Below are 21,215 nucleotides of genomic sequence, written 5' to 3' on the forward strand. Positions count from 1 at the left end.
GCGCCAATCCAACTCAATAACCGATTTAATGAATTATTTCAGTGCGATCTTCATGAATTTTTATCATCCTCCCCCTTACCTTCAAGTTACTGCAAGTCTTAGCCTGTAAGAAATTACTACAGTCACCAGTTTCGGATTGGCCGAGGAGTTTTAGTGAATGAAAGGCTTGCAATGATAAAATTGAAACTTCATTGTTTTTCTGCATCGAGCCTAAAAAAATGACCGGGTATCCCTGAGCACAAAACCAGCCATCCACTCGATACATACAGGAAACGCGTTGATAACCGCGCTGCCATGGATGCCATATTCTTCTTCCTCAGGACTGGTTGTCTGAACGCCACCGGGATATGTTCATCGAGTTCTGCACACCGGCGCTTTAAGGAGTGGCACGATTCAGGCATTTTTGAGCGCTTCTGGCAGAACGGTTTGCTTGCCTGCGAGCATCTGGACAGCATTGACTGGTCCTGGTTGTCGATGGACGGTTGTATGACCAAATCGCCGCTGTCAGGAACAAAAAACAGGTCGCAATCCTAAGGACAAAGGGAAACAAGGTGTAAAGCGCAGCCTGCTGACGGACGCCAGGGGGCTTCCTCTGTCGCTGGTCGTCGCAGCAGCGAACACGCACGACATCAAATTGGTTGCGGATACGCTCGATGCCCTTCAGGCGGGGCATCCGGGGGGAAACTCAGGCTCTGTCTGGACAAAGGTTACGAAGCTGGATGGCTGAAAACGTATCTGCAGAGTCGCCGTTACGAGCCACATATTCAGTCCCGTAAAGAGGAGTCTGACGCCAGTAAAAACAGGGACTTCAAAGCCCCTCTCTGGGGCGTTGAGAGGACTCATAGCTGGATGAATCGCTTTCGCCGGGTTCTGACCCGATGGAAAAAGAAGGCCGAAAATTACGAGGCTATGTTGCATTTTGCCTGTGGTCTTATCGTCTGGAATAAAGTCCTATTGAGATAGGCTCTTAGTTAATAGAATCCCGTTCATATGGTCTATCATATGCTGTATACAGATCGAGAGAGTACCACTTGCACTAAAATTTATTGTATTCCCAAAAGCATCAAGAGCGGTGACATTTATTTTCTCTGCACGGTATACAAAACGACTGGTTCCTGGTATAGAAAGACATTTTTCCTCAGTGATATTTTTTTCTTCCTTACTCTCAGCAATTACCGGATTAATTAATACTATTGGTTGCACCAGCGATTCAGGGACATCAATTACAGCAATCCTTTGGTGAACACCAACCTGGGTTGCTGTTAAACCTACACTGGATGTACCGTACATAGTGGTAATCATATCCTTAATAAATTGCCGGGTTATCGGTGAAATATGTTCGACGGGCATTGCAATGATCTTCAATTTGGGATCCGGATACTTTAAAACTGATAATAATGACATGCAAGGCTACTCTTTATTTAAATGGCAGTAAAAACGATATGTTTTAAGTCGGACCTGAGTGGAGAACCGGGACAGAAATAACTACCGGACTGACAGCCAGATATAAATCTTCTGCTGCCTGCGAACGTCATTCCGGTCTGTCCTGCTCAACAGCACAACAGACCGGAAACACTATATCAGAGAAGAGGAAGGGTATAACTGACTGTAACCCGGGTTTCATCCTGGTCACGCTGTCCAGCAGAGCCTTTTCTACTTGTGTCAGGCAGAGCGCTGCGCATTGTGGCATTTTTTACGGAGATGCCAAGTCCGTTAAGTATTCCCTCGGGGATAGTATAACTCAGGGCAATATCCCGTTCCCATTCCCCCTTTCGCCCATTCCCGGTATCAATATTATCGGCGTTCAGATAGAGGATACTTAGATTCAGCCCTTTGAGCCCTGCATCAGCAAAATTATAGGCGTACCGTGCCAGCCAGGTTCGCTCCCCCGCCCTGCTGAATTTTAGCAATTGTGCATCAGTAATTAACCAGGTGCTTGTTCCTTCTCCATCACCACGATTCAGATATGGAAAGTCACTTTTCCCCGTCAGCCACTGATAACCACTGCTCACACTGTGACCTCCAGAAGACCATGTCAACTGACCGCTATAAACATTGTTGTCCACTTCTCCCTTTGTGCGATTATTTCCGTAATAACCAGTACTTACATATCCGGCACTCCGTCCTGCAGCACTTCCGTTCTTTCCGTCTGCATCGCTGATGAATATACGAATATCTGATTTCAGGTTCCCGGAAACGATTTTCAGGTTATGTGCCAGTCCGATATAGTTTTGTCTGTAAAAATTATCCAGCTCACCGTAATAGTATGAGAGAGTCATGTCTTTCATAAGAGTATAGTCACCACCGGCGAAATAAAAACGATTACTGCTCCGTGAAGTGGGACCACTTCCATTGGCTCCGGCAATGGACATTCCGCGCATATCTGTGGAGTTACGTCCTTTTGTATGTGTGAGAACGCCGCCGGTCAGACTCAGATCGTCGATATCTGTTGATGATATTTGTCCTCCCTGATATGTCATGGGCAAAAGGCGGGCATCGTTGTATATAACGACGGGATTTTTGGGCTGAAGCGTTCCATAACGGAGTTCCGTATCAGATATTTTTGCCCTGCCGGTAACCCCCAGGCTACCGAACTGATGAACCGCTCTGCCATCATTGTCTAGCGGAAATACTGTACCGGGTTGCCGACCTGACGCCGGTGAGCCTGCTTTACCTCCTCCGTCAAGTCTGATGCCCAGTAGCCCCAGAGTGCTCAGTCCGAATCCCACTGGCCCTTCAGTATAACCTGAATCGTAATTGAGGATGAACCCCTGTCCCCATTCTTCCTGTTTACTGAACCCGTCCCCACTGCGATTATCTGTATTAATATAGAAATTGCGGAGTGTGAGATTGGCCTTACTGTCTTCAATAAAACCGGCTATCGCATTAGGGACTGTAACTCCCGGCATCAAAGCTACAGCAGATATTACGAGTGTAACTATTCTCATTCAGGTAATTCCTTTAGCTTGCCTGATATCAATATACGCGGTAACACGAAGGGAAAATGGCAGAAAATAATGAGGTATTTGTTTACCGCTGCACTAAGTACGAATCCAGTTCATATCAAAAACCATGAAGTGGCTACAGGGTCAAGACTTTTTTTTTCAGACTGACTGCTTATACCATGGATTGGCCCTATGCACCGTGTTTCTGCTGGTTGTAAGACAGGAGACTTCCGTTTAGACCGGCACTGTTTTCAGGGAGGGAATCAATCTGATGTATCAAGCGAATTGGGTTAATTGTAAGCGTCCAGCGAGACTTGCAACTACCCACAATTATATTAAGGTAATCATTATGATAATCAGCTAAATTACTTTCAGGGATGGTTGAATGATTAATCAGGAACAGACTTCGCTTTCATGGCTCGATGAGGAAATTAATTCTTCTGTCTTTAGCGATCGCCGCCGTGCCAGTCGTTTTAAAAGTCTCATGCAAAAACTCTGGCGGGGGATGGGCAACAGCCTCCCTTTTGCCTGCCAGGATAATGCAGCAACAAAAGCCGCTTACCGGTTCCTTTCCAGTGACAGGATTGATGAGCAGCACCTGCTGCAGGGACATTCCGAGGCTACCAGTCAAAGGATATATGCGCTGCAAGGTGAGAAGATTCTACTGCTTCAGGACACCACAACATTTGGCTACCACCGGGATAACCCTGATGCAGTAGGATTTGCAGGCAATCACACCTAATCAAGATGGGGAATGATGCAGGTGTCAATTGTGGGATCCTGATGCATTCGAGCCTGGCAGTGACGACATCAGGGCTCCCGCTGGGTCTGACCGCGGTGAAGTTCTGGACCCGAAAAAAATTCAAAGGCACTAACGCACTTAAAAGGAAAATTAATCCGACCGTTTTTTTACATCAGATCACTGGCTGACAGTCAAAGACGTGGCTCACGTCTTCATGGTTGACATAGTCTGTCCGGACAGAGATGTCCATATCCGAGCAAGTTTCCGGCAGGAACGAGGTTGCCATAGCTCCGGATGAGAGCATGCCAGTCAGAATCAGTACTGCAGTCACGCTAAATTTTTTCATCTGTATATTCCTCTTCATCAGATATCGCCGTTTCACCTGTTAATGTGTATTAAAAACCCTGTGGTTCATACAGGGTCAACACCCTTACGCTGTTTTTTCTGGTGGGATAAGGACAAAAAAAAAGGCTACCTGGGGGTAACCTGACTAAAACAGTCATCAAGGAAAACGGACAACAGGGATAGGGTTGTCCTGGAGGGTGTGTCCGCATGTGAGGTCGCCGGCGGAACCGGAGGTGACCCCCACTATAGTGGCAGTCAGTCCGGCAGTTCCCTCTGCGACCATCTCACGCGTTTACTGCTCAGGTTCAGGGTAATACCGTCCCGGATTACTTATCAAGTACTGCAGTCACGCGGGCAACGTTTTTCTGGTCTGCACTGGTGATGCGGTAGGACGAAGCACCGGATTCCTGGGCGATAGCGGCAATTTTCGCTTCCGCGTTGTTCAGGGTGTCAGCAGTAACGCTGACGGACTGGGCGAAGCCGGAGAAAGAAACTACGGAGAGCATACCGGCAGCAGCAAGCAGTTTGATGTTTTTCATGGTCATATTCCTTGGGTTATCTGGTCATCTGGTCATCTGGTGATACCGGCGTCATCGCCGTCTCACCTGTTGATGTGTATTAAAAACCCTGTAGTAAATACAGGGTCAACAAGTTATTTTGTAAATTATTGTCGGCTGTGTTTTTGTCGTTTTCATACAACCCAGCTCTTGAAAGAGCCTCACTGTGGCTGACGAGAAATGAGAAAATACGGCCGTAACAGACACCGCGAAACCGGGATTGCGCTGGGGAGATAGGTCGGTGCAGGGCAAGTTAACTTACAGGATTAGTGAGGGTTTATGATGTTACGGCTACTGATTAAGTACGCGTGCGTATTCTGGCGAAGTTGAACGGTTATTCCGGAGGAACGTGAACGCGTTATTCCCTAACGCGCCCTAACTTCTTTTTATTACACCGACCGTTCACTTTCAGTCAACCTGTGCCAGTCGTTTTCTCATCGACTCACCCTTCATTTCCAGCCGGTGGGAGTTATGCATCAGACGATCAAGGATCGCGTCTGCCAGCGTGTTATCGCCAACGCAGCCATACCACTCATCCGTTGGCAGCTGGCTTATCATCACCGTGGCGTTCTTTCCGTATCTGTCATCCATCAGTTCCAGCAGATCGTTACGCTGCGCTGGCAGCAACGGCTCAAGGCCCCAGTCATCCAGGATAAGCAGCTGCGTTTTTGACAGCTGAGCCAGCTGCTTTCGGTAACTACCGTCTGCGCGGCTGTGCGTCAGTTCAACCAGCAACCGGTTCAGTCTCCAGTACTGTACGCTGTAACCCTGCTGGCAGGCGTTGTTGCCAAGGGCGCAGCCCACATAGGTTTTGCCGCAACCGCAGGGGCCGGTTATCAGCAGGTTCTGCCCCCTGACCACCCATTCGTTCTGGCTTAGCTGAGCGATCCGAGAACGTTCCAGGTTTCTCGCTGGCTGGTAGTCGATGTCCTGGACCGAGGCTTCAAGCCTCAGGCGGGCTTTTTGTAGCAGACGTTTCTGTTTACGCTGATCCCTTTCGAGTGATTCGCGCGTGACCAGCAACGCCAGTCTTTCCCTGAAGGAGAGCTCTTCGTAAGTGCCGGGTTGCTCCATCTGTGAGGACAGCGCGGCCGCCATTCCCGTCAGTTTCATTTCTGTCAGCTGTTTCATCAGCGTATGTGGCATTATCGGATCCCTTGTTTCAGTGGAAGTGGCGTGGGCCACGGATGTTTTCATGTTCCTGAGGAAGCTCCCGGGACGGGTGCAGATCTTTGTCCGCCGGAACCAGGTCGCGGTTATTCTTCAGGATCGACTTTATCTGCTTCAGCCGGGTTAACCCCTCTGCATTGGCCAGCCGACAGCTGTTATTGACGCGCTCAGAAGGATATTCACGCGTCAGGCTCAGCAGCCCCAGACACAGGCGATAGGCCTGTTCCGGATGCGCTTTTTCAGCCAGACGCTCGCTGACCCACGTGAAGGTGTCGGAGCCCACACCGGCCGCCCAGCTTTTCAGCCGCTCTGGCGTCCACTGCTGATGATGACGATGGCGCTCCGGCATATGTTCTGCTGCCGTACTGTTGCCCGGATGAAGACGCCGCGGGTGACTGGCGATCATCTGCCCGTCAGACCAGACTTCAAGCAGGTTGTCGAAGGCATGAAGCTCCACCGTTTTACCGACGTGCTGATGGGGGACTGAGTAGTGATGCTGTTCATATTCCACGTGATAATCGATATTCACCTTCGCTTTTTTGATGTGCCGGTAGCGCCACTGCTGCACCGGTAATGGCCTGAGCACAGTTTTGTCCAGCCTTTCGAAGGCCTCACGGCGATTGCCCGGCAGTTTTTTGAAGGGACGTTCGTTGAGCCCGGTTACCAGCGTACGGATACAGTGGTTCAGCTCAGCAAGCGAGAAGAAGACCTGGTGACGGAGCCGGGCCAGGATCCAGCGTTCGACGATCTGAACGCCAACTTCCGCCTTCGGCTTGTCTCTGGGTTTTCTGGGGCGGGCAGGTATCACCGCAACCTGATAATGCTCAGCCAGCTGCTGATAGGAGGGATTCAGTTCGGGATCGTAACGACTGGCTTTGCTAACCCCGCTTTTCAGGTTATCCGGAACCAGGATTTCGGGGACTCCACCGAAGAACTCCAGCATCCTGACGTGGCTGAGAAGCCAGTCTGACAGCGACTGCGTATAGGTAGCCTCCGCGAAGGTGTAGTTTGATGCGCCCAGCACCGCCACGAAGATCTGGGCCTGCCGGCATTCACCCGTCTCAGGTGAGATAACCGACACTGTGGGTCCACAATAGTCGATAAAGCATTTTTCACCGGCAAGATGCTGCTGGCGCATGGAGCGTTTCTGTGACTGGCACCAGGTCTGGTAGCGGCAGCAGAACTGCGAGTAGCTGTACGCCCGAACCGGCATCCTCTGGCAGTATTCCTCCCACAGCAGGTGGCGGGTGACGCCTTTTTACGCAGCTCCATATGGATTTCAGCCCAGTCGGGATCCTCCAGCGCGCCAGGACGACTGTCAGACTCAGGATAAAGCAGACTGGCAAGTAGGGGCTCTGACATTCCTTCCGGAAGTGGCCAGGAGATCCCAGCGGCTTCAAGTCGTTTGAGCATTTTCTGGATGGCACCCGTGCTGACATCTGCGCACTGGCTTATCTGGCGGAAGGACAGGCCGACTTCAAAACGCAGCCTTAAAATTTCATGGATTTTATGCATTGCGATTCTCTTGTTTGGCATATATCACACCCTGGAATAAAAGGGATAGATATAGCATCAAAAATCAATGCGTTAAGAATGATTCTGGCAACGTGAACGGCAATTCCGGTCGGGTGAACACCGATTCTGGCAAAATGAACAGTGATTCTGGTCATGGTGCAAAATCGGGGTATTTTCCGCCGGAATACGCGTTCACGCAAAACCAGAAATAGCGTTCACGTTCCGCCAGAATACGCAACGCGATCACCGCCGGAATGTGTAAGCGTTAAACGAGCGCCGTATTGACGGTTATTTATCGGTAAGAACCACGTTCCATGGCAGCAGTTCCGCCACTTTGTTGCTGGGCCATTCCGGCAGTACGCTCAGGATATGGCGAAGGTAGGCCTCCGGATCGATACCATTGAGCCTGCATGTTCCGATAAGACCATACAGCAGGGCTCCGCGCTCACCGCCGTGGTCGCTGCCGAAGAAGATAAAATTCTTTTTCCCAAGACAGACGGCACGAAGGGCTCGTTCGGCTGTGTTGTTATCAGGCTCTGCCAGGCCATCATCACAGTAGTAGCACAGCGCATCCCACTGGTTCAGGGCATAAGCGAACGCTTCGCCCAGACGGGATTTTTTCGACAGAGTGGCGCTTTTCTCCACTAACCAGTCATGCAGGGATATCAGCAGCGGCTTACTTCGGGACTGCCTGGCTGCCAGCCGCTCAGTTGCAGGGAGGCCCCGTATTGCTTCTTCGATTGAACCGCCCCGGGAATCCTGGAGACTAAACTCTCAGTAAAAGGAGATCCCTGATGAAATCAAAATCAGCTAATCGTTACCCGCCGGAATTACGTGAGCGCGCTGTCAGAATGCTCATTGAGCATCTTGATGAATATGACTCTGAACCGGATGCTATCCGTGCCATATCGTCAAAAATTGGTTGTCATTACGATACCCTGAAAGGCTGGCTACGCCAGCACAGAAATGACTTACGCGGTGGTATCAGCCCCGTCAGGACTGGTGATGGCGAGCTGACCAGTAACGAACGTCAACGTTTAAAAGAGCTGGAGAGGGAAAACCGGGAGTTGCGTCGCAGCAATGATATTCTGCGTCAGGCATCAGCCTATTTTGCTCAGGCGGAGCTCGACCGCCACTGGAAAAAATAATGCCACTGCTCGAACGTCTGAGTGGTGCCCACGGGGTCGGGCCGGTATGCCGCGAGCTGGATATTGCCCCGTCGACATATTACTGGCATCAGCAACGTCAGCAATCGCCGGAAAAACACAGCCTGCGCTCGCAGCGTGATGCGCTTCTGAAGGTGCAGATACAGCGGGTGTACGACGATAACTATGGCGTCTATGGAGCCCGCAAGGTCTGGCGTCAGTTACAGCGGGAGGGCATCGGCGTGGCCAGATGTACAGTGGTACGGTTGATGAAACTGATGGGGCTCGCAGGCGTGCTCCAGGGCAAAAAAGTCCGCACCACAACCAGTCGCAGAGATACCGCAGCACAGGACAGGGTAAACCGCCAGTTCGTAGCGGAATGTCCCAACCAGCTTTGGTGTGCAGATTTTACCTACGTCATCACCTGGCAGGGCTTCGCCTATGTGGCGTTCATTATCGACGTGTTCGCTGGCGTCATCGTGGGCTGGCGGGTCTCATCATCGATGGAAACGTCGTTCGTCCTGGATGCGCTGGAACAGGCACTGTGGTCACGGCGACCTTCGGGCACCATCCATCACAGCGACAAAGGCTCTCAGTATGTCTCGCTGGCCTACACGCAGCGGTTGCAGGATGCAGAGCTGCTGGCTTCCACGGGGAGTACCGGTGACTCGTATGATAACGCGATGGCGGAGAGTATCAACGGTCTGTACAAAGCGGAGGTCATCCACCGTCAGGCCTGGAAGAAGCGCTCAGAAGTGGAACTGGCTACGCTGGCATGGGGGGACTGGTACAACAATCGTCGGTTGCTGGAACGACTTGGTCACATCCCTCCGATAGAGGCAGAAAAAGCGTATTACGCTTCCATCGGGAACAAGGTTCTGGCAGCCTGAACTTCCGAACTTAACTCTCTCCAGGAAAACCGGGGCGGTTCAGTATGAAAACGCCCTCCGGGTGGTTGCGCTGGGGCGCCGTAACTACATGTTCTTCGGCTCTGATGGTGGTGGTGACAGTGCGGCAGTGATGTACAGCCTGATCGGTAGCTGCAAACTTAACGGCATCGAGCCGGAAGCCTGGCTGCGCCATGTGATCAGCGTCATCAACACCTGGCCCGCCAACCGCGTGAAAGAACTGCTGCCCTGGAACGTCACCCTCTCTGTAAACTAATTTTTACCCCACGTCCTTCACGGTGCGCTTACGGTCAGGCGGAGTTAAGGTATTGTAGAAGTGTTGATTTCGGCGGGCTTAGAATGCAAAAACGGACCACCATGGAGGTCCGTTGATATGAATTTGGTGCAAGACTCGCAATCGAACCAAAGATGCGGGGATTTTCAAAACTCGTGCTTAATTTGGTAATTCTGACGGTAAAGGCCAGTCTTCTGGTACCAGGGCAGGGGGCTTGGTCCAGGGAAGCTCGGTTAAAGCATCCTGGAACCACTGGTCGCGAAGATTTGCGTGCTCTGTCACGATAAGCTGGAAGCCTGGGACTTCTTCTTGTGTAAACTTCAGCAGTAACGCAAACAGTCTACGTACTGCTGCTAAGTCAGCATCAGCTTCCGTTTTCTGAACAGTACCATCAGCTTCCTGGTAAATTTTTTCAGAAGGGAAATAAACTTGGGTAGGCTGATCAATTAAAAGAAACTGAGGAATGGGGCAATTGTTCTTTGAAGCAAAGAGATGAAGGGCTAACAAGGCAGACAGGTGATAAGCGAGATGATTTTCGCCACCGCCAGTTCGACTCATTGGTACCGGACGATCTGTACGATCAAAGATAATAGTCATTTGGCTTAGATCAAACCGTGCAGGGAGCCCCTGAAATTCTGCATCAAAAGCCTGGATGTAGCGTGTAATCTGTGACGAAATGTTATTCAGAATAGATATGAGTCTTTCATGGCTGCTATCAGCTCCAAATTTCCTTTGTAGGTCTTCGACTTTGAGCTTTAGACGACGATTTTCTGCTTCATATGTGGCCAGTTCTGAGTTAGGTACAAGGTCTTCAAGGAACAAACTTATACGACCAATTACTCTTGCCGCAGCATTATTGCGTGTGCCTAATTGCTCAATAACTTCGTTTGCCGCGATTGCCGCAGCAAGCTCCACTTCTTTGGCTCTTATCGAACTTACAATGGTCTGAACCTCATCTTCTAGTTCAGTAAGATAAACATCCATTTTAGGGCGTTGGCCAGCCACAATGCTCATTTCAGCGTCGAGAGTTGTTAGTTCGCTCAGGAGTGCTTTAGCAATTGGAGATTCCAGTGCTAAATTTGCTTCACAGAATGGCCATTGCCATTCACCAGTTTCCGGATTTTTCGGTAGAGCCTTGATAGAAGATAATCGGTCTTGCTGCTCTAAAACTTCGTTTTCAAAATTACCTGATTGCTTGGCATACATCCGAGCAGAATCAATTCGGGACTGGGTCTGACGTCTGTCTTGTCGTAAACCAGCAATTTCATTTTCAAGAATGGATATTCTATGTCCATCGTCTTCAGGTAGGGGGGACGGAATCCATTGCATTGCAGAACGCAAAACATCAATTACTTCGTCAGTTCCGATTCTCTCTTTGTCTTGTGTGATGATACCCACGGCTCTGGCTTCAGATAAAAGCCCAGAACCTTTTAGCAGTGATGTATCGATTGTATCGCGAGCTTGTTCAAGACGTTTGGCGTTGATTTTCAGATCTCGTTGTGCTGTTCGGAGTTTGGCCTCAAGTTCATAGCGATCATTTGATGAAATACCTAAAAGAATCGGTAATGTGTCGCGAATAGCTTGTGGCTGAAATGCCTCATTTTGTCGATAAAAAAGTTGATCTTTATTTGCTACAAGGCCCTGCTTTTGGAAAAGGTAATAAAAAGTATGCTTGATGTTTGCTTCAAAGCTTTCTCTGCTGTGCCCAATTGCCACGTCTGTACGGTTCTCGCGGATGCCAAGTAATCGTGACAACAGTGCGACTACAGAATCATCATCGGTGTTAACCGAGAGGTCTTTGAAATTTGGTGCGGTCAGTTCATTTCCTCGTCGCAGCATAACGGTGCCACAGCTTGTGGCTCCTGCATTTGGTGTTGGTTTCGCGATTAGTACTTGTTCCTGTGAAAATTGATAAATGACTGCGAACCATGACACTTTATCGCGAATAATACCTTCTGGTACGTTAAAAGTAGATCGACCCATACAGTATTCAATGATCTCAGAAAGAGCTGATTTACCGGTTGAGGAACGGCCAGTAATGACATTTAAACCATTAACCTTAAATTGCAGGTCCCGACGTTGGCCATCATGGCTGTAGACATGAATCGACTTAATTTTCATGGGCGTATTCCAAAGGTCGTGTACACCGTAACGCGATCTGCAATACGGGCAAATTCTTTTCCTATATAGCGCGCGACACGCTGGCATGAGATTGATTCTTCAGTCCCTATGACCGATTTGCGAACTTTATTAGGTATTGTTTTCAATCGGCCGTCTTGCGTTACGACAAAACATCCTCGTTCCATGAGCACTCCAAAAGCTTCAAGCGTAAATGGCAGCATATTATTGACGCGGTTAGCAAAATTAATGAGTAATTTGGGATTGTTTTCTATAGTTTTCAAAAGGTAGCGGCGAGGATTTTCAGCAAACACTTGGCGAGAATCTTTTTGCAGACATAATGGTAAAACTAAAAGAGCGAGAGAAAATGGCATGCCCTGTGAGTTTTCCTCTTCGTAGCTCTGCATTGCTCTGAATAGTACAACACCACAAAATGCAGGATTGAAAAGATTCCTTATCTCGAATGGACGCTGATCCCATTGCTTCATGCTTGGGCTCCCAACAATTGCCCAATTCTATTTAGGAAGTGGGGATGCCAGAAAATTTTGGGTAGTGGTCTACTGTTCGCAAGGATGTGAAATCCTCCTCGAACTACATAAGGCTCAGTCACTCGTTCTCGGATTCGCAATGAGTGAATATTACCACTTTCAAGATCGGCCCATTGATACAATGCTTTTCCCGCAGTAATAAGTACTTCGTCAGCTGAATTTTCATCTAATTCTTCAAAAACTACGTCTTTATAGCGACTCCATTCATCAACAAGGCGGTCTTCATAATCTTCCATCTCTCCTGTTACCAAAAGGTTTTCACGCGCCCATGAAGAACGCTGCTCAAATGCTCGGTAGTAGTCGAGAATAGCGTTTCGGATACGATTAGAGGAAACCCCTATTTCACGGAGTTGCACAACAAAGAGCCTGGGATCATTCATCGCATCGATTTCTCCAACGGGAATTTTTCCTCTGAACGTAATCGGCAGATTGTCCGATTTGTACTCTTCAGAAAATGCTGCAAGTTTGTCGGAAATCTCATAACCAAAAATCGCCTCTTTACGTTTCCCTGTTAGCAGATCGACTATCGTGTTATTCCACCACCCTTCAAGTCGTTCAAAAATAGCGTCTCGGTTATCGCGTCTAATGATACGCATGTGTTGATTTTTGATAATTGTTGGGAGGTCTTCAATGCGAGGCCCGCCATCAAATATGATTATCCGTGATAAGAAGTCATCTTTTTGCTCATCAGTCAGTTTATTGAACTCATCGGCTATTGCCGTGATCAGTTTTGACTTGCTTCTAGCCAGAGCTGTGTTGGTGAGTTGAGTTATTGATACTGAATTATCGTCTTTTGTTGGCGGTTCGACTAAGAAGTGTTGCAGGAACGAGGAGTTTGAGATAGATCCGGTCGTAAACAAAAAGAAACGAAGATTTGCTTCGGTTTTACCATCACGATTATAGCGGTCAAGCCAGATGCGGACTGACTTCCAAAAATCGGTAGACAGGTCGGTTAGAGTATCCCCATCCCCTTTGTGTTTGAGCGATGCCAGTGTTTTGACACCATCAAAACTAACGAAGTCTAGGTCATCATCTTTTTCGATCAAAACAGATGTATCTTCTGGCCACTGAAGAAGCTTAAGTAGCGCAAAACGAGGCTGATAGATATACCCTAAGCCCTGTTCACCAGCAGCGTATTGATCGCTAGATACTCCGGTCATTTTAAGTCCCTGCGTCGATTGCGCTTTCAGCTGTACGGAAAATGGCTCATGAAAGCAACAAGTTACCATCCAATGTTTGGTGGTACGTATCACATCATCGATATTAGCTTAAAACAATACCACTGTGTTTCCTGCGTGAATAGAAAAAGTAAGTACTTGAGAATGCTAAATGTGAAGTGAATAGCCTTCCGTGCCGAGGTTTATCGTGCTGATGAGGCACTTTGTAACCTGAATGGAAAACGGCGTTCGGTCATGTGAAGGTTTTTGTTGTAAAAACGCTTCTTAATAGGGGGACCTATATGGTCTTCCCCCGTATTGCAAGAACGCAGTGACAATGAAAGTAACAGGTTTGCTTTCGTATATTCGGCCTGTTGATGAAGCTACTGCTTCTGGCCTTGATGAAACATTCGCGCATATCGTCCTTAACGCTTACACGGCCTTGATTAATTCTGGCCAAGCCCCGATCCCAGGTTTTCGATATGCAGGTTTGACCTGTTTTTCATCGTTTCTGCTTTCTACGCAATGCTGGAGTTAACGGTATAAATTACCCTGTTTCAACTTCTTATTTCATGCTACCGAAACCCGGTAAACTTCATTACGAGTGATAATAACCCAGACAATACGAATTAACTTATTTGCCAGGGCGACGACTGCCCTGTTAAATCCTCGTTTCTCCCGGACCAGGTTAACCCATGAGCTAAGTTGATCCGTTTTGCCTGCGGATCTGAACAAAACAGCTCGGGCACCATGTATCAGCTTTGATCTGACGTAGCTGTTTCCACATTTGGTGATCCCCAGAAGAACCTGTTGCCCCCCTGTGCTGAATTGTCGTGGAACCAACCCAAGAGCCGCTGAAGCATCCCGACCTCTTTTAAACTGTTTTCCATCACCCATCCAGCTTTTCACTGCCAGACTAACCAGTGGACCAAAACCCGGAATAGAAAGTAGGCGCTGGCATACTGAATCCCCGGCGGCATTTTTTCGCTGTCGGTTGTCATACCATATGAGTTCATCATCCAGAGCCGCCAGCCGCTGATATTGCCGTTGTAACAGTTCACGCATCTGGGGCGTAAATCCATTCTCTGCATCTTCAAGCAACTCGGGTAATTTACGTCGAAGCTCAGTTGCGCCTTTACGCAAAACAATACCATACTCTGCCATTAACCCTCTGATATGGTTGATTAACTGCGTTCTTTCTTCAGAAACAAGTCGTCGCATTTTTAAAAAGGTTTGTTCATCCTGCTGAGATAGCGTTTTTACCGGAACTGGGCGAATTGTTCCGTGCCAGCAGGCTTCGGCAATGGCCTGAGCATCGTTATAGTCGTTTTTCTGGCGACGCTGATAAGCCCTGACGTGCTGAGCGGGTAGCATCACAACATCATGCCCCGTCTTTTGAATTTCTCTGGCCCAGTGATGAGAAGCACCACATGCCTCCATGGCGACAATCATCCTGGACTGTGTCGTAAACCAGCCAATCAACTTTTCACGAGAGAGCTTAATCCTTCCACCAGGCTTCCCTTCCGGTGAAAGGCTGAAAAGATAAAAATTTGTTTTCGCAAGATCAATTCCAATAATGTTCAGCCTTGACATGGTTTCTCACCCTTTCAACGCTGATTGAATTACCACCATCATGACGGTATTGAGAGTCGCCGTGAAGGAGGGGGTAGACCATCTCATCGCTTACGTTGCTGATGAAGACATTACAAACATCGCGGTGTATTAATCAACGGGGATCAGGTCAACCCGCCTCAACAATGGCGAGTCACTGACCGTCAGGAGCCTTGCTGACGAATTTAGCATTTGCGAAAAAACAATACGGCGTGATCTGACCGAACGTCTTGCTTACCTGAACTTGCTCCGACAGGGAAAGCAGTACTGGATCGCTTCACGTTTAAGTCCATACAGCGCGGTAAATATGCCAGAAGGTTATAGAACAAACAAAAAATAAAAGAATTACGTTCCCCGCACCTTCAGGTGCGGGTGAACAACCACTAACTTTTTGTCGATGAACTGAGAAGATTGTCAATATAATCAGCGTACCACTGCATCATTTCTCGTCTTCCATCCAGATACTGTGCATGGTTATATGTGCCGCGAATGCTGTTTTTATCCACGTGAGCGAGCTGCATCTCGATCCAGACTGTATTAAACCCCTGCTCATGCAAAATGGTGCTCATAGTGTGGCGAAAGCCGTGTCCGGTAGCTTTACCATCGTAGCCGATACGTTTGATAACCATGTTGATACTGGCTTCACTCATCGGTTTGTTGATGTTGCAGCGCCCTGGAAACACGAGTTGATACTGACCGGTATAAGTGCGGAGTTCCAGCAGGATCGACAGAACCTGGTCTGACAAAGGCACCAGATGTTTGCGGCGCTTTTTCATCCGGCTTTCGGGGATTGTCCACAATGCATTCTCCAGATCAAACTCTTGCCATTCTGCAGCGCGAAGTTCAATCGTACGAACCCCCGTCAGTAGCAGCAGACTGGTTGCCATACGCGTAATGCAACTGCCATGGTAATTAGCCAGACTGGCAAGGAACGCGGGTAACTCGGATGCCTGTAGGTGAGGGAAGTGCTCGGTCTTTGGTGCGGTCAGAGTACCGGTCAGTTCCGCAGCTGGATTAATCGTCGCACGCCCTGTTGCTATGGCGTAACGGAAGATCTGATTGCAGTACTGCCGGACCTTACGTAATTTTTCCAGCGAACCGCGTTTTTCAATCAGCCGTAAAACTTCCAGCATCTCCAGAGGCAGGATCTCAGCGACAGGGCGTTTGCCCACATACGGGAAAATATCCTTCTCCAGCGCCTCCTGAACGCTTTCTGCGTAGCTTTCCGACCATGAGATACACTTATGCTTATGCCACTCCATGGCGAGTGCCCTGAAGGTATTTACGACGGATATTTTTTTGGCGAGTTTTTCGAGCTGCTTTTTCTCACTCGGATCGCCGCCATCAGCAATCACTTTTCTGGCTTCATCGCGTTTTACACGCGCGTCAGCCAGAGAGATTTCAGGATAAACACCGATAGATAACTTTTTCTCTTTACCGGCGATACGGTATTTCATACGCCAGTAGCGTTTTCCGGTGGTGGTTACCAGGAGAAAAAGGCCACGTTCGTCAGAGAGTTTATAGTCCTTCTCTTTAGGCTTGGCGGTCTCGACCTGCCGGGCTGTCAGTGCCATATGGGGGCCTCAATTTTCATTGAACACAAAGAGCCCCCTGAAAAGCCCCCGGATGCAACTTGATTTAGAGAGAATCGAGTTGAGGTCAGTGGAGTTCGTAATGTTGGAAAGTGGCGTATAGCAGTGATTATACTTGAGTTTTGTGATGTTTGGGAGACGTACATTGAAGTGAAAGTGGTGCCCGGACTCGGAATCGAACCAAGGACACGGGGATTTTCAATCCCCTGCTCTACCGACTGAGCTATCCGGGCAACGAGGCGCATTAAACCGTAATCACATACAATCGTCAACCTTATTTCGGGAATTGCTGTTCAACTGCTTAAGTTTGCGGCAATCTGTCGGTTTGCGCGTCGATTTTGCACAAATCTTCCAGACAGAAAAACTATCTCAGGCAATGCTGACAGCGAAAAAGGGGGCGCGACGGTGAAAGACTGGCTTGAGCTGCGACAGCATGCGGATACGGGAATAGAAACGATCAAGGCGCACTTTGAAGGGCATGCCTTTGATCCTCACTGGCACGACAGCTATCTGGTTGGTATCACCCTCAGCGGTACCCAGCAGTTCCATTGCCGTCGTGAACGTCATCGTAGCCATCCGGGTGATGCGTTTCTGCTTGAGCCGGGCGAGATCCACGACGGTGATGCCCCTGTTGCGGGTGGCTTCACCTATCTGACGTTCTATCTCGATGAGCGCTGGTTGACCCAGACCCTGCATGGCCTGTATGACTCGACACCCGGAAGCTATTCGCTGCATTTCACGCAGACCTTGACCCGCGAGCCGCAACTGGTCCGCGCCATTGGCGACACCTTTGCGACGCTGCACACTGACGAGATGAAGATCGTCCAGCAAAGCACGATGGATAATCTGCTCTCTCAACTGACCTCCCATTGCTACTGGCGCAGAAAATTGCCCTCACAGTTGCAGAGCGCGGCGGTGGCGCACCGGGCGCGGGACTATCTCTATGCCCACCTGGGCGACAATATTGGCCTCTCCGATCTGGCACGGGAGACCGGCACCGATCGCTTCACACTCACCCGTTGCTTTAAGCGCGAGTTTCACCTGGCACCCCATGCCTGGCTGATTCAGCTGCGGCTGGCGAAAGCGCGGCAGTTTCTGGCGCGTGGGGATCAGCCCGTCGATGTAGCGGCAGCGCTGGGGTTTGCCGATCAAAGCCATTTAGGGCGCTGGTTCCAGCGCGCCTATCGCATTACGCCTGCCCACTACCGTAGGTTGTGCACAAACCTTCCAGACGTTTCCAGAAAATAACGGCAATGTCAGGGCTCTTATAAAAAGGAGCCACCTGTGAATATGTTGCCGTTTCTGTTGTTTGCTTTTGTCGCCTCGATAACCCCAGGCCCCACCAATATCCTTATTCTGACCAACAGTCAGCACTACGGCGTGAAGGCGACCCTGCCTGCGCTGGTGAGCGCCTGCGCGGCAGCGAGCACCATTGTGCTGATTTCGGGGGCCGGAGCGGGCGAGATACTGAGGCAGTATCCACTGGTGCGCCAGGTGATGAGCTGGGCCGGGGTGTTGTGGTTAAGCTGGATGAGCTGGCAGCTTTTTTGCGCGCCTGCGGCAAATTTATCCGGGCATAATTATACCCGCTTCACCGCGCGTGCCGCGGCGCTATTGCAGGTTATCAATCCCAAAACCTGGATGATGGCGCTGGCGGTAGTCAGCCTGTTTGCGCCAGCGGGAGAGGGGACATTACGGGAGATCGCGCTGATGGCGCTCTGCTTTTTACTGATTTCGGTGGCCTGCCTGCTGTGCTGGGCATGGCTGGGGCAGGCGGTAAACAGGCTGTTTCGCACCCCTGCCGCCATGGTGCGTTTTCAGCGCCTGATGGCGCTCTGTCTCTTCATTTCCGCCTGGGCGGGGATGCTGGCTTAGGTCAGCGCCCCACCTTTGCGACATTGCGCGAAGTGCAGGATATCTTCCGCCAGTCGCTGGGCAGTATCGACATCGGCCTGGCTTCGATTCACCAGCATCCGGCTAAGACAGCCTTCTATGATCAGATCCATCTGCTTTGCCACCATTGCCGGGTCGTCCACTTCGAGGGTGGTCAGCAGCTCATGCGTAAAGTCATGTGAGGCGCGTTTTTGCTGATCGGCCAACTGGTGGATCGGGTGGCCGGGATCCGGGTAAAAGGTGCAGGCGGCAATAAACAGACAGCCCGGATAGCGGTGATTACGCACGCATTCGGTGAGCGCGGAATAGCGCGCCAGGAGCTTTTGCTCCGCCGAGAGCTCCGTGTTAAGCATCAGTTGCCTGCGCCAGGTGTCCACCTGCTGGCTAAGGTAGCGCAGGGCATCGTACAGGAGCGCTTCTTTATCGGGCCAGAAACGACGTAGTTCATCCAGAGGATAATTGACACGTTCAGCAACCATCTCTAGCGAGGTGCTGGCTATCCCTTGTATTTCAAGCAACTGTAGGGTTGCGCCCAGAACATCTTCACGTTGCACGGTTTATTCCTCCGTCTACTTTCGTACTTTCCCGCTTAAAGTGTCGTTTACGGTTGGCGATTGCGCAAATGCGCACTGAACGCGGCGGCATTCATAAAGCCCGTTACCCGTTGAGCAGGCTGCTCTTCACCCTGAGCGTTGAAAAACAGGATGGTGGGCAGACCGAGCACGTTGAGCGCCTTCAGCAGGGCCTTGTCCTCTGGACCGTTCGCCGTGACGTTGGCCTGCAAAAGGACGGTATCGTTCAGGGCGTTTTGCACCTGCGGGTCGCTGAAGGTGTATTTTTCAAACTCCTTGCAGGCGACGCACCAGTCGGCGTAGAGGTCGAGCATCACCGGCTTTCCTTGCGCCTGAGCCAGCGCGCGGTGTAAGTCGTCGACGTTCTTAACCGGCATAAAATTCAGGTGGGCCTGGCTTTGCGCGGCCGGCGCGCCAAATGCCCAGTCCTGTAGCGGACGCACGCTGACCAGCGCGGCGGCCAGCAGCAGAATTTGCACAATGCGGACCCAGGGCTTGCGGGCACTAAGGCTGCTGATAAAGGCCCAGCTAAAGAAGGCCACGCCCAGCATTGCCCACAGGCGCTGACCCCACACATCGCCAATGACGCGCTCGAGCAGGAAGACCGGCAGCGCCAGGATGACAAAGCCAAACGCGGTTTTGACCGTCTCCATCCAGGGGCCGCTTTTCGGCAGCAGACGGTTACCGAATACCGTCACCAGAATCAGCGGCAGACCCATTCCCAGGGCATAGAGATAGAGCGTGCCACCGCCGAGCCACATATTGCCGCTCTGGGCGATGTAGAGCAGGATCGCGCTGAGTGGCGCCGTGGTGCAGGGCGAGCAGATCAGCCCGGCGATGGCGCCCATGGCAAACACGCCCCCCACGGAGCCGCCCTGCTGACGGTTGCTCATCAGCGTTAAGCGGGTTTGTAGAGACGAGGGCAACTGCAGGCTGAAGAGACCAAACATCGACAGCGCCAGCAGGATAAAGACGATCGACAGCCCGATGAGCACCCAAGGATGCTGGAGCGCCGCCTGAAACTGCAGCCCAGCCGCCGCGACGATCAGGCCGAGAGCGGTATAGGTGAGCGCCATCCCCTGCACGTAGCTAAACGCCAGCAACAGCGCGCGGGCAGTAGAGAGGCGCTGCTTACCGCCGAGCACGATGCCGGAGATAAGCGGATACATAGGCAACACGCAGGGCGTGAAGGCGATGCCAATGCCGATCAGCAAGGCCCAGAAGGCGGAGAAGGGCAGTTCACTGCCGCTATTGTGTGGGGCCGTTTTCCCCTTCTCAGGAGAGACGGGAGCGGATACAGCAGCCGCTTTGACTTCGCTCAGCGGCACCACTTTCGTCTCTGGTGGATAGCATAGCCCGGCGTCGGCACAGCCCTGATAAGTGACCGTCAGGGTGGCGCCTTTGGCGGCCTGATCCACCGTCACGGGAACTGACAGCTGGCCCCGGTAGATTTCGCTTTTGCCGTAGAATTCGTCTTCGTGGGCGACGCCAGCAGGCAACTGGAGTTTGCCGACCTGCGCCTGAGCGGGGGTGATGCTGATCTGCTTGCGATAGAGGTAATATCCCTCCTTCACATTCCAGTTGAGAGTCAGTTCGTGCTGGTTTTGCTGAAAATCGAAGACGAAAGCCCGATCGGCAGGGGTGAAGTTCGAGCGGCCGGGTGCATCAAACAACCCGGCAAAGACTGATGTGCTGCACAGCAGCAGGATTAGCGTAAGGAAGCGTTGAGCCATGAGAGATAGTCGTTATCGCCGTGAAGCACTGGCAGCACCAGCAGCTCCGGAGTCTGGTAAGGGTGATGCGATTTGAGGCAGTCGAGGAGCGCTTGCTGTTTCGCCACGCTCGATTTGAGCAGCATCTGCACTTCATACTCCTGTTCCAGTTTGCCTTCCCAGTAGTAAAGGGAGGTGGCGCCGGGGAGGATGGTCACACAGGCGGCGAGCTTTTCTGCCAGGACTTTGGCCGCCAGATCCTGAGCGGTCGCTTCATCGGGGGCGGTACAGAGTACAACAACAGTGTCAGGCGTGTTCACAGGTCGACCTCGTTATCGCAAAAAAATCACTATACCACGACGGGACGCTGCTCATTAATGAATCGGGCCGCTAAGCGGCCCGACTTTAACT

17 protein-coding genes, 1 tRNA gene, 4 pseudogenes and 1 other annotated feature are annotated in these 21,215 nt (G+C 50.7%); of the genes and pseudogenes, 7 read left to right on the forward strand and 15 right to left on the reverse strand.

Annotated features, from left to right (window positions below):
* Positions 1 to 228 precede the first annotated feature (228 nt).
* Positions 229 to 963 (forward strand): annotated as a pseudogene (locus GNG29_RS01965) (IS5 family transposase).
* Here GNG29_RS01965 and def read toward each other — a convergent pair.
* Positions 952 to 1,404: a peptide deformylase gene (gene def / locus GNG29_RS01970; protein ID WP_016154430.1), complete on the reverse strand. Its 453-nt coding sequence runs from the start codon at positions 1,402 to 1,404 to the stop codon at positions 952 to 954. The pseudogene GNG29_RS01965 and the gene def sit on opposite strands and share 12 nt — an antisense overlap.
* A 176-nt stretch (positions 1,405 to 1,580) precedes the next feature.
* The gene (locus tag GNG29_RS01975) at positions 1,581 to 2,948 is read right to left on the reverse strand and encodes an OprD family outer membrane porin (RefSeq protein WP_016154429.1); all 1,368 of its coding nucleotides are present in this window, start codon (positions 2,946 to 2,948) and stop codon (positions 1,581 to 1,583) included.
* 382 nt (positions 2,949 to 3,330) lie between these two features.
* On the opposite strand from GNG29_RS01975, the gene GNG29_RS01980 reads away from it, so the two are divergent.
* The gene (locus GNG29_RS01980) at positions 3,331 to 3,687 is read left to right on the forward strand and encodes a transposase DNA-binding-containing protein (RefSeq protein ID WP_016154428.1); all 357 of its coding nucleotides are present in this window, start codon (positions 3,331 to 3,333) and stop codon (positions 3,685 to 3,687) included.
* Positions 3,688 to 4,358: 671 nt separating this feature from the next.
* On the opposite strand, the gene GNG29_RS01985 is transcribed toward GNG29_RS01980, so the two are convergent.
* From GNG29_RS01985 to GNG29_RS02000, 4 genes and pseudogenes are all read right to left on the reverse strand, one after another.
* Complete coding sequence (locus GNG29_RS01985; RefSeq protein WP_016154425.1) at positions 4,359 to 4,571, reverse strand: DUF1471 domain-containing protein; 213 nt, start codon at positions 4,569 to 4,571, stop codon at positions 4,359 to 4,361.
* 426 nt (positions 4,572 to 4,997) lie between these two features.
* The gene (istB, locus tag GNG29_RS01990) at positions 4,998 to 5,738 is read right to left on the reverse strand and encodes an IS21-like element helper ATPase IstB (RefSeq protein WP_269150626.1); all 741 of its coding nucleotides are present in this window, start codon (positions 5,736 to 5,738) and stop codon (positions 4,998 to 5,000) included.
* A 13-nt stretch (positions 5,739 to 5,751) separates the two neighbouring features.
* A pseudogene (gene istA / locus GNG29_RS01995) lies at positions 5,752 to 7,295 on the reverse strand (IS21 family transposase).
* Between the two features lie 267 nt (positions 7,296 to 7,562).
* Positions 7,563 to 8,018 (reverse strand): annotated as a pseudogene (locus GNG29_RS02000) (transposase); the annotation flags it as partial.
* Positions 8,019 to 8,068: 50 nt separating this feature from the next.
* On the opposite strand from GNG29_RS02000, the gene GNG29_RS02005 reads away from it, so the two are divergent.
* A protein-coding gene (locus GNG29_RS02005) for an IS3 family transposase (RefSeq protein WP_162838707.1) occupies positions 8,069 to 9,309 on the forward strand; the annotation gives its coding sequence in 2 pieces (ribosomal slippage) (positions 8,069 to 8,384 and positions 8,384 to 9,309; 1,242 coding nt in all).
* Positions 8,377 to 8,493, forward strand: a sequence feature (AL1L pseudoknot). It overlaps the preceding gene by 117 nt.
* Positions 9,310 to 9,355: 46 nt before the next feature.
* Positions 9,356 to 9,583, forward strand: a pseudogene (locus tag GNG29_RS02010) (transposase domain-containing protein); the annotation flags it as partial.
* A gap of 177 nt (positions 9,584 to 9,760) precedes the next feature.
* On the opposite strand, the gene GNG29_RS02015 reads toward GNG29_RS02010, so the two are convergent.
* From GNG29_RS02015 to GNG29_RS02030, 4 genes are all read right to left on the reverse strand, one after another.
* Entirely contained in the window at positions 9,761 to 11,722 is a 1,962-nt protein-coding gene (locus GNG29_RS02015) for a DUF3732 domain-containing protein (protein ID WP_016154418.1), read from the reverse strand.
* Positions 11,719 to 12,207, reverse strand: a complete 489-nt coding sequence (locus GNG29_RS02020) for a three component ABC system middle component (RefSeq protein WP_016154417.1) — start codon at positions 12,205 to 12,207, stop codon at positions 11,719 to 11,721. Before GNG29_RS02020 ends, GNG29_RS02015 begins: the two co-directional genes overlap by 4 nt.
* Positions 12,204 to 13,427 (reverse strand): ABC-three component system protein, encoded by a 1,224-nt coding sequence (locus GNG29_RS02025; protein WP_016154416.1) that lies wholly within the window; start codon positions 13,425 to 13,427, stop codon positions 12,204 to 12,206. The genes GNG29_RS02020 and GNG29_RS02025 overlap by 4 nt, the downstream gene beginning before the upstream one ends.
* A gap of 567 nt (positions 13,428 to 13,994) precedes the next feature.
* The gene (locus tag GNG29_RS02030; RefSeq protein WP_156653760.1) at positions 13,995 to 15,017 is read right to left on the reverse strand and encodes an IS110 family transposase; all 1,023 of its coding nucleotides are present in this window, start codon (positions 15,015 to 15,017) and stop codon (positions 13,995 to 13,997) included.
* 142 nt (positions 15,018 to 15,159) lie between these two features.
* Here GNG29_RS02030 and GNG29_RS23250 point away from each other — a divergent pair, with 142 nt between their 5' ends.
* The gene (locus tag GNG29_RS23250; RefSeq protein ID WP_223822565.1) at positions 15,160 to 15,375 is read left to right on the forward strand and encodes a DeoR family transcriptional regulator; all 216 of its coding nucleotides are present in this window, start codon (positions 15,160 to 15,162) and stop codon (positions 15,373 to 15,375) included.
* 43 nt (positions 15,376 to 15,418) lie between these two features.
* Here GNG29_RS23250 and GNG29_RS02040 read toward each other — a convergent pair whose 3' ends face one another.
* Together GNG29_RS02040 and GNG29_RS02045 are read right to left on the reverse strand one after the other, a co-directional pair.
* Positions 15,419 to 16,609 carry a phage integrase central domain-containing protein gene (locus GNG29_RS02040; protein WP_016154414.1) on the reverse strand — a complete coding sequence of 397 codons (1,191 nt, stop codon included), beginning with the start codon at positions 16,607 to 16,609 and terminating at the stop codon, positions 15,419 to 15,421.
* A gap of 175 nt (positions 16,610 to 16,784) precedes the next feature.
* Positions 16,785 to 16,860 (reverse strand) — tRNA-Phe (locus GNG29_RS02045).
* Positions 16,861 to 17,032: 172 nt separating this feature from the next.
* On the opposite strand from GNG29_RS02045, the gene GNG29_RS02050 reads away from it, so the two are divergent.
* The gene (locus GNG29_RS02050; protein ID WP_103177929.1) at positions 17,033 to 17,875 is read left to right on the forward strand and encodes an AraC family transcriptional regulator; all 843 of its coding nucleotides are present in this window, start codon (positions 17,033 to 17,035) and stop codon (positions 17,873 to 17,875) included.
* 36 nt (positions 17,876 to 17,911) lie between these two features.
* Positions 17,912 to 18,502: a LysE family translocator gene (locus GNG29_RS02055; RefSeq protein WP_103177930.1), complete on the forward strand. Its 591-nt coding sequence runs from the start codon at positions 17,912 to 17,914 to the stop codon at positions 18,500 to 18,502.
* On the opposite strand, the gene GNG29_RS02060 is transcribed toward GNG29_RS02055, so the two are convergent.
* The 3 genes from GNG29_RS02060 to cutA are packed head-to-tail and all read right to left on the reverse strand — an operon-like array spanning position 18,499 to position 21,124.
* Positions 18,499 to 19,074: a transcriptional regulator gene (locus GNG29_RS02060; protein WP_103177931.1), complete on the reverse strand. Its 576-nt coding sequence runs from the start codon at positions 19,072 to 19,074 to the stop codon at positions 18,499 to 18,501. The genes GNG29_RS02055 and GNG29_RS02060 overlap by 4 nt on opposite strands.
* A gap of 47 nt (positions 19,075 to 19,121) precedes the next feature.
* Positions 19,122 to 20,825, reverse strand: a complete 1,704-nt coding sequence (locus GNG29_RS02065) for a protein-disulfide reductase DsbD (protein ID WP_156653761.1) — start codon at positions 20,823 to 20,825, stop codon at positions 19,122 to 19,124.
* Positions 20,801 to 21,124 (reverse strand): divalent cation tolerance protein CutA, encoded by a 324-nt coding sequence (gene cutA, locus GNG29_RS02070; protein WP_103177933.1) that lies wholly within the window; start codon positions 21,122 to 21,124, stop codon positions 20,801 to 20,803. The genes GNG29_RS02065 and cutA overlap by 25 nt, the downstream gene beginning before the upstream one ends.
* Between the last annotated feature and the right edge of the window lie 91 nt (positions 21,125 to 21,215).

Origin of the sequence: Leclercia sp. Colony189, from assembly GCF_009740165.1 — a bacterium.
GTDB lineage: Bacteria > Pseudomonadota > Gammaproteobacteria > Enterobacterales > Enterobacteriaceae > Enterobacter.

What these genes read in the sequence shown, in the direction of transcription:
- def (WP_016154430.1), bottom strand. Translation starts at nt 1,404, where the DNA reads ATGTCATTATTATCAGTTTTAAAGTATCCGGATCCCAAATTGAAGATC.
- GNG29_RS01975 (WP_016154429.1), bottom strand. Translation starts at nt 2,948, where the DNA reads ATGAGAATAGTTACACTCGTAATATCTGCTGTAGCTTTGATGCCGGGA.
- GNG29_RS01980 (WP_016154428.1), top strand. Translation starts at nt 3,331, where the DNA reads ATGATTAATCAGGAACAGACTTCGCTTTCATGGCTCGATGAGGAAATT.
- GNG29_RS01985 (WP_016154425.1), bottom strand. Translation starts at nt 4,571, where the DNA reads ATGAAAAACATCAAACTGCTTGCTGCTGCCGGTATGCTCTCCGTAGTT.
- GNG29_RS02015 (WP_016154418.1), bottom strand. Translation starts at nt 11,722, where the DNA reads ATGAAAATTAAGTCGATTCATGTCTACAGCCATGATGGCCAACGTCGG.
- GNG29_RS02020 (WP_016154417.1), bottom strand. Translation starts at nt 12,207, where the DNA reads ATGAAGCAATGGGATCAGCGTCCATTCGAGATAAGGAATCTTTTCAAT.
- GNG29_RS02025 (WP_016154416.1), bottom strand. Translation starts at nt 13,427, where the DNA reads ATGACCGGAGTATCTAGCGATCAATACGCTGCTGGTGAACAGGGCTTA.
- GNG29_RS02030 (WP_156653760.1), bottom strand. Translation starts at nt 15,017, where the DNA reads ATGTCAAGGCTGAACATTATTGGAATTGATCTTGCGAAAACAAATTTT.
- GNG29_RS02040 (WP_016154414.1), bottom strand. Translation starts at nt 16,609, where the DNA reads ATGGCACTGACAGCCCGGCAGGTCGAGACCGCCAAGCCTAAAGAGAAG.
- GNG29_RS02065 (WP_156653761.1), bottom strand. Translation starts at nt 20,825, where the DNA reads ATGGCTCAACGCTTCCTTACGCTAATCCTGCTGCTGTGCAGCACATCA.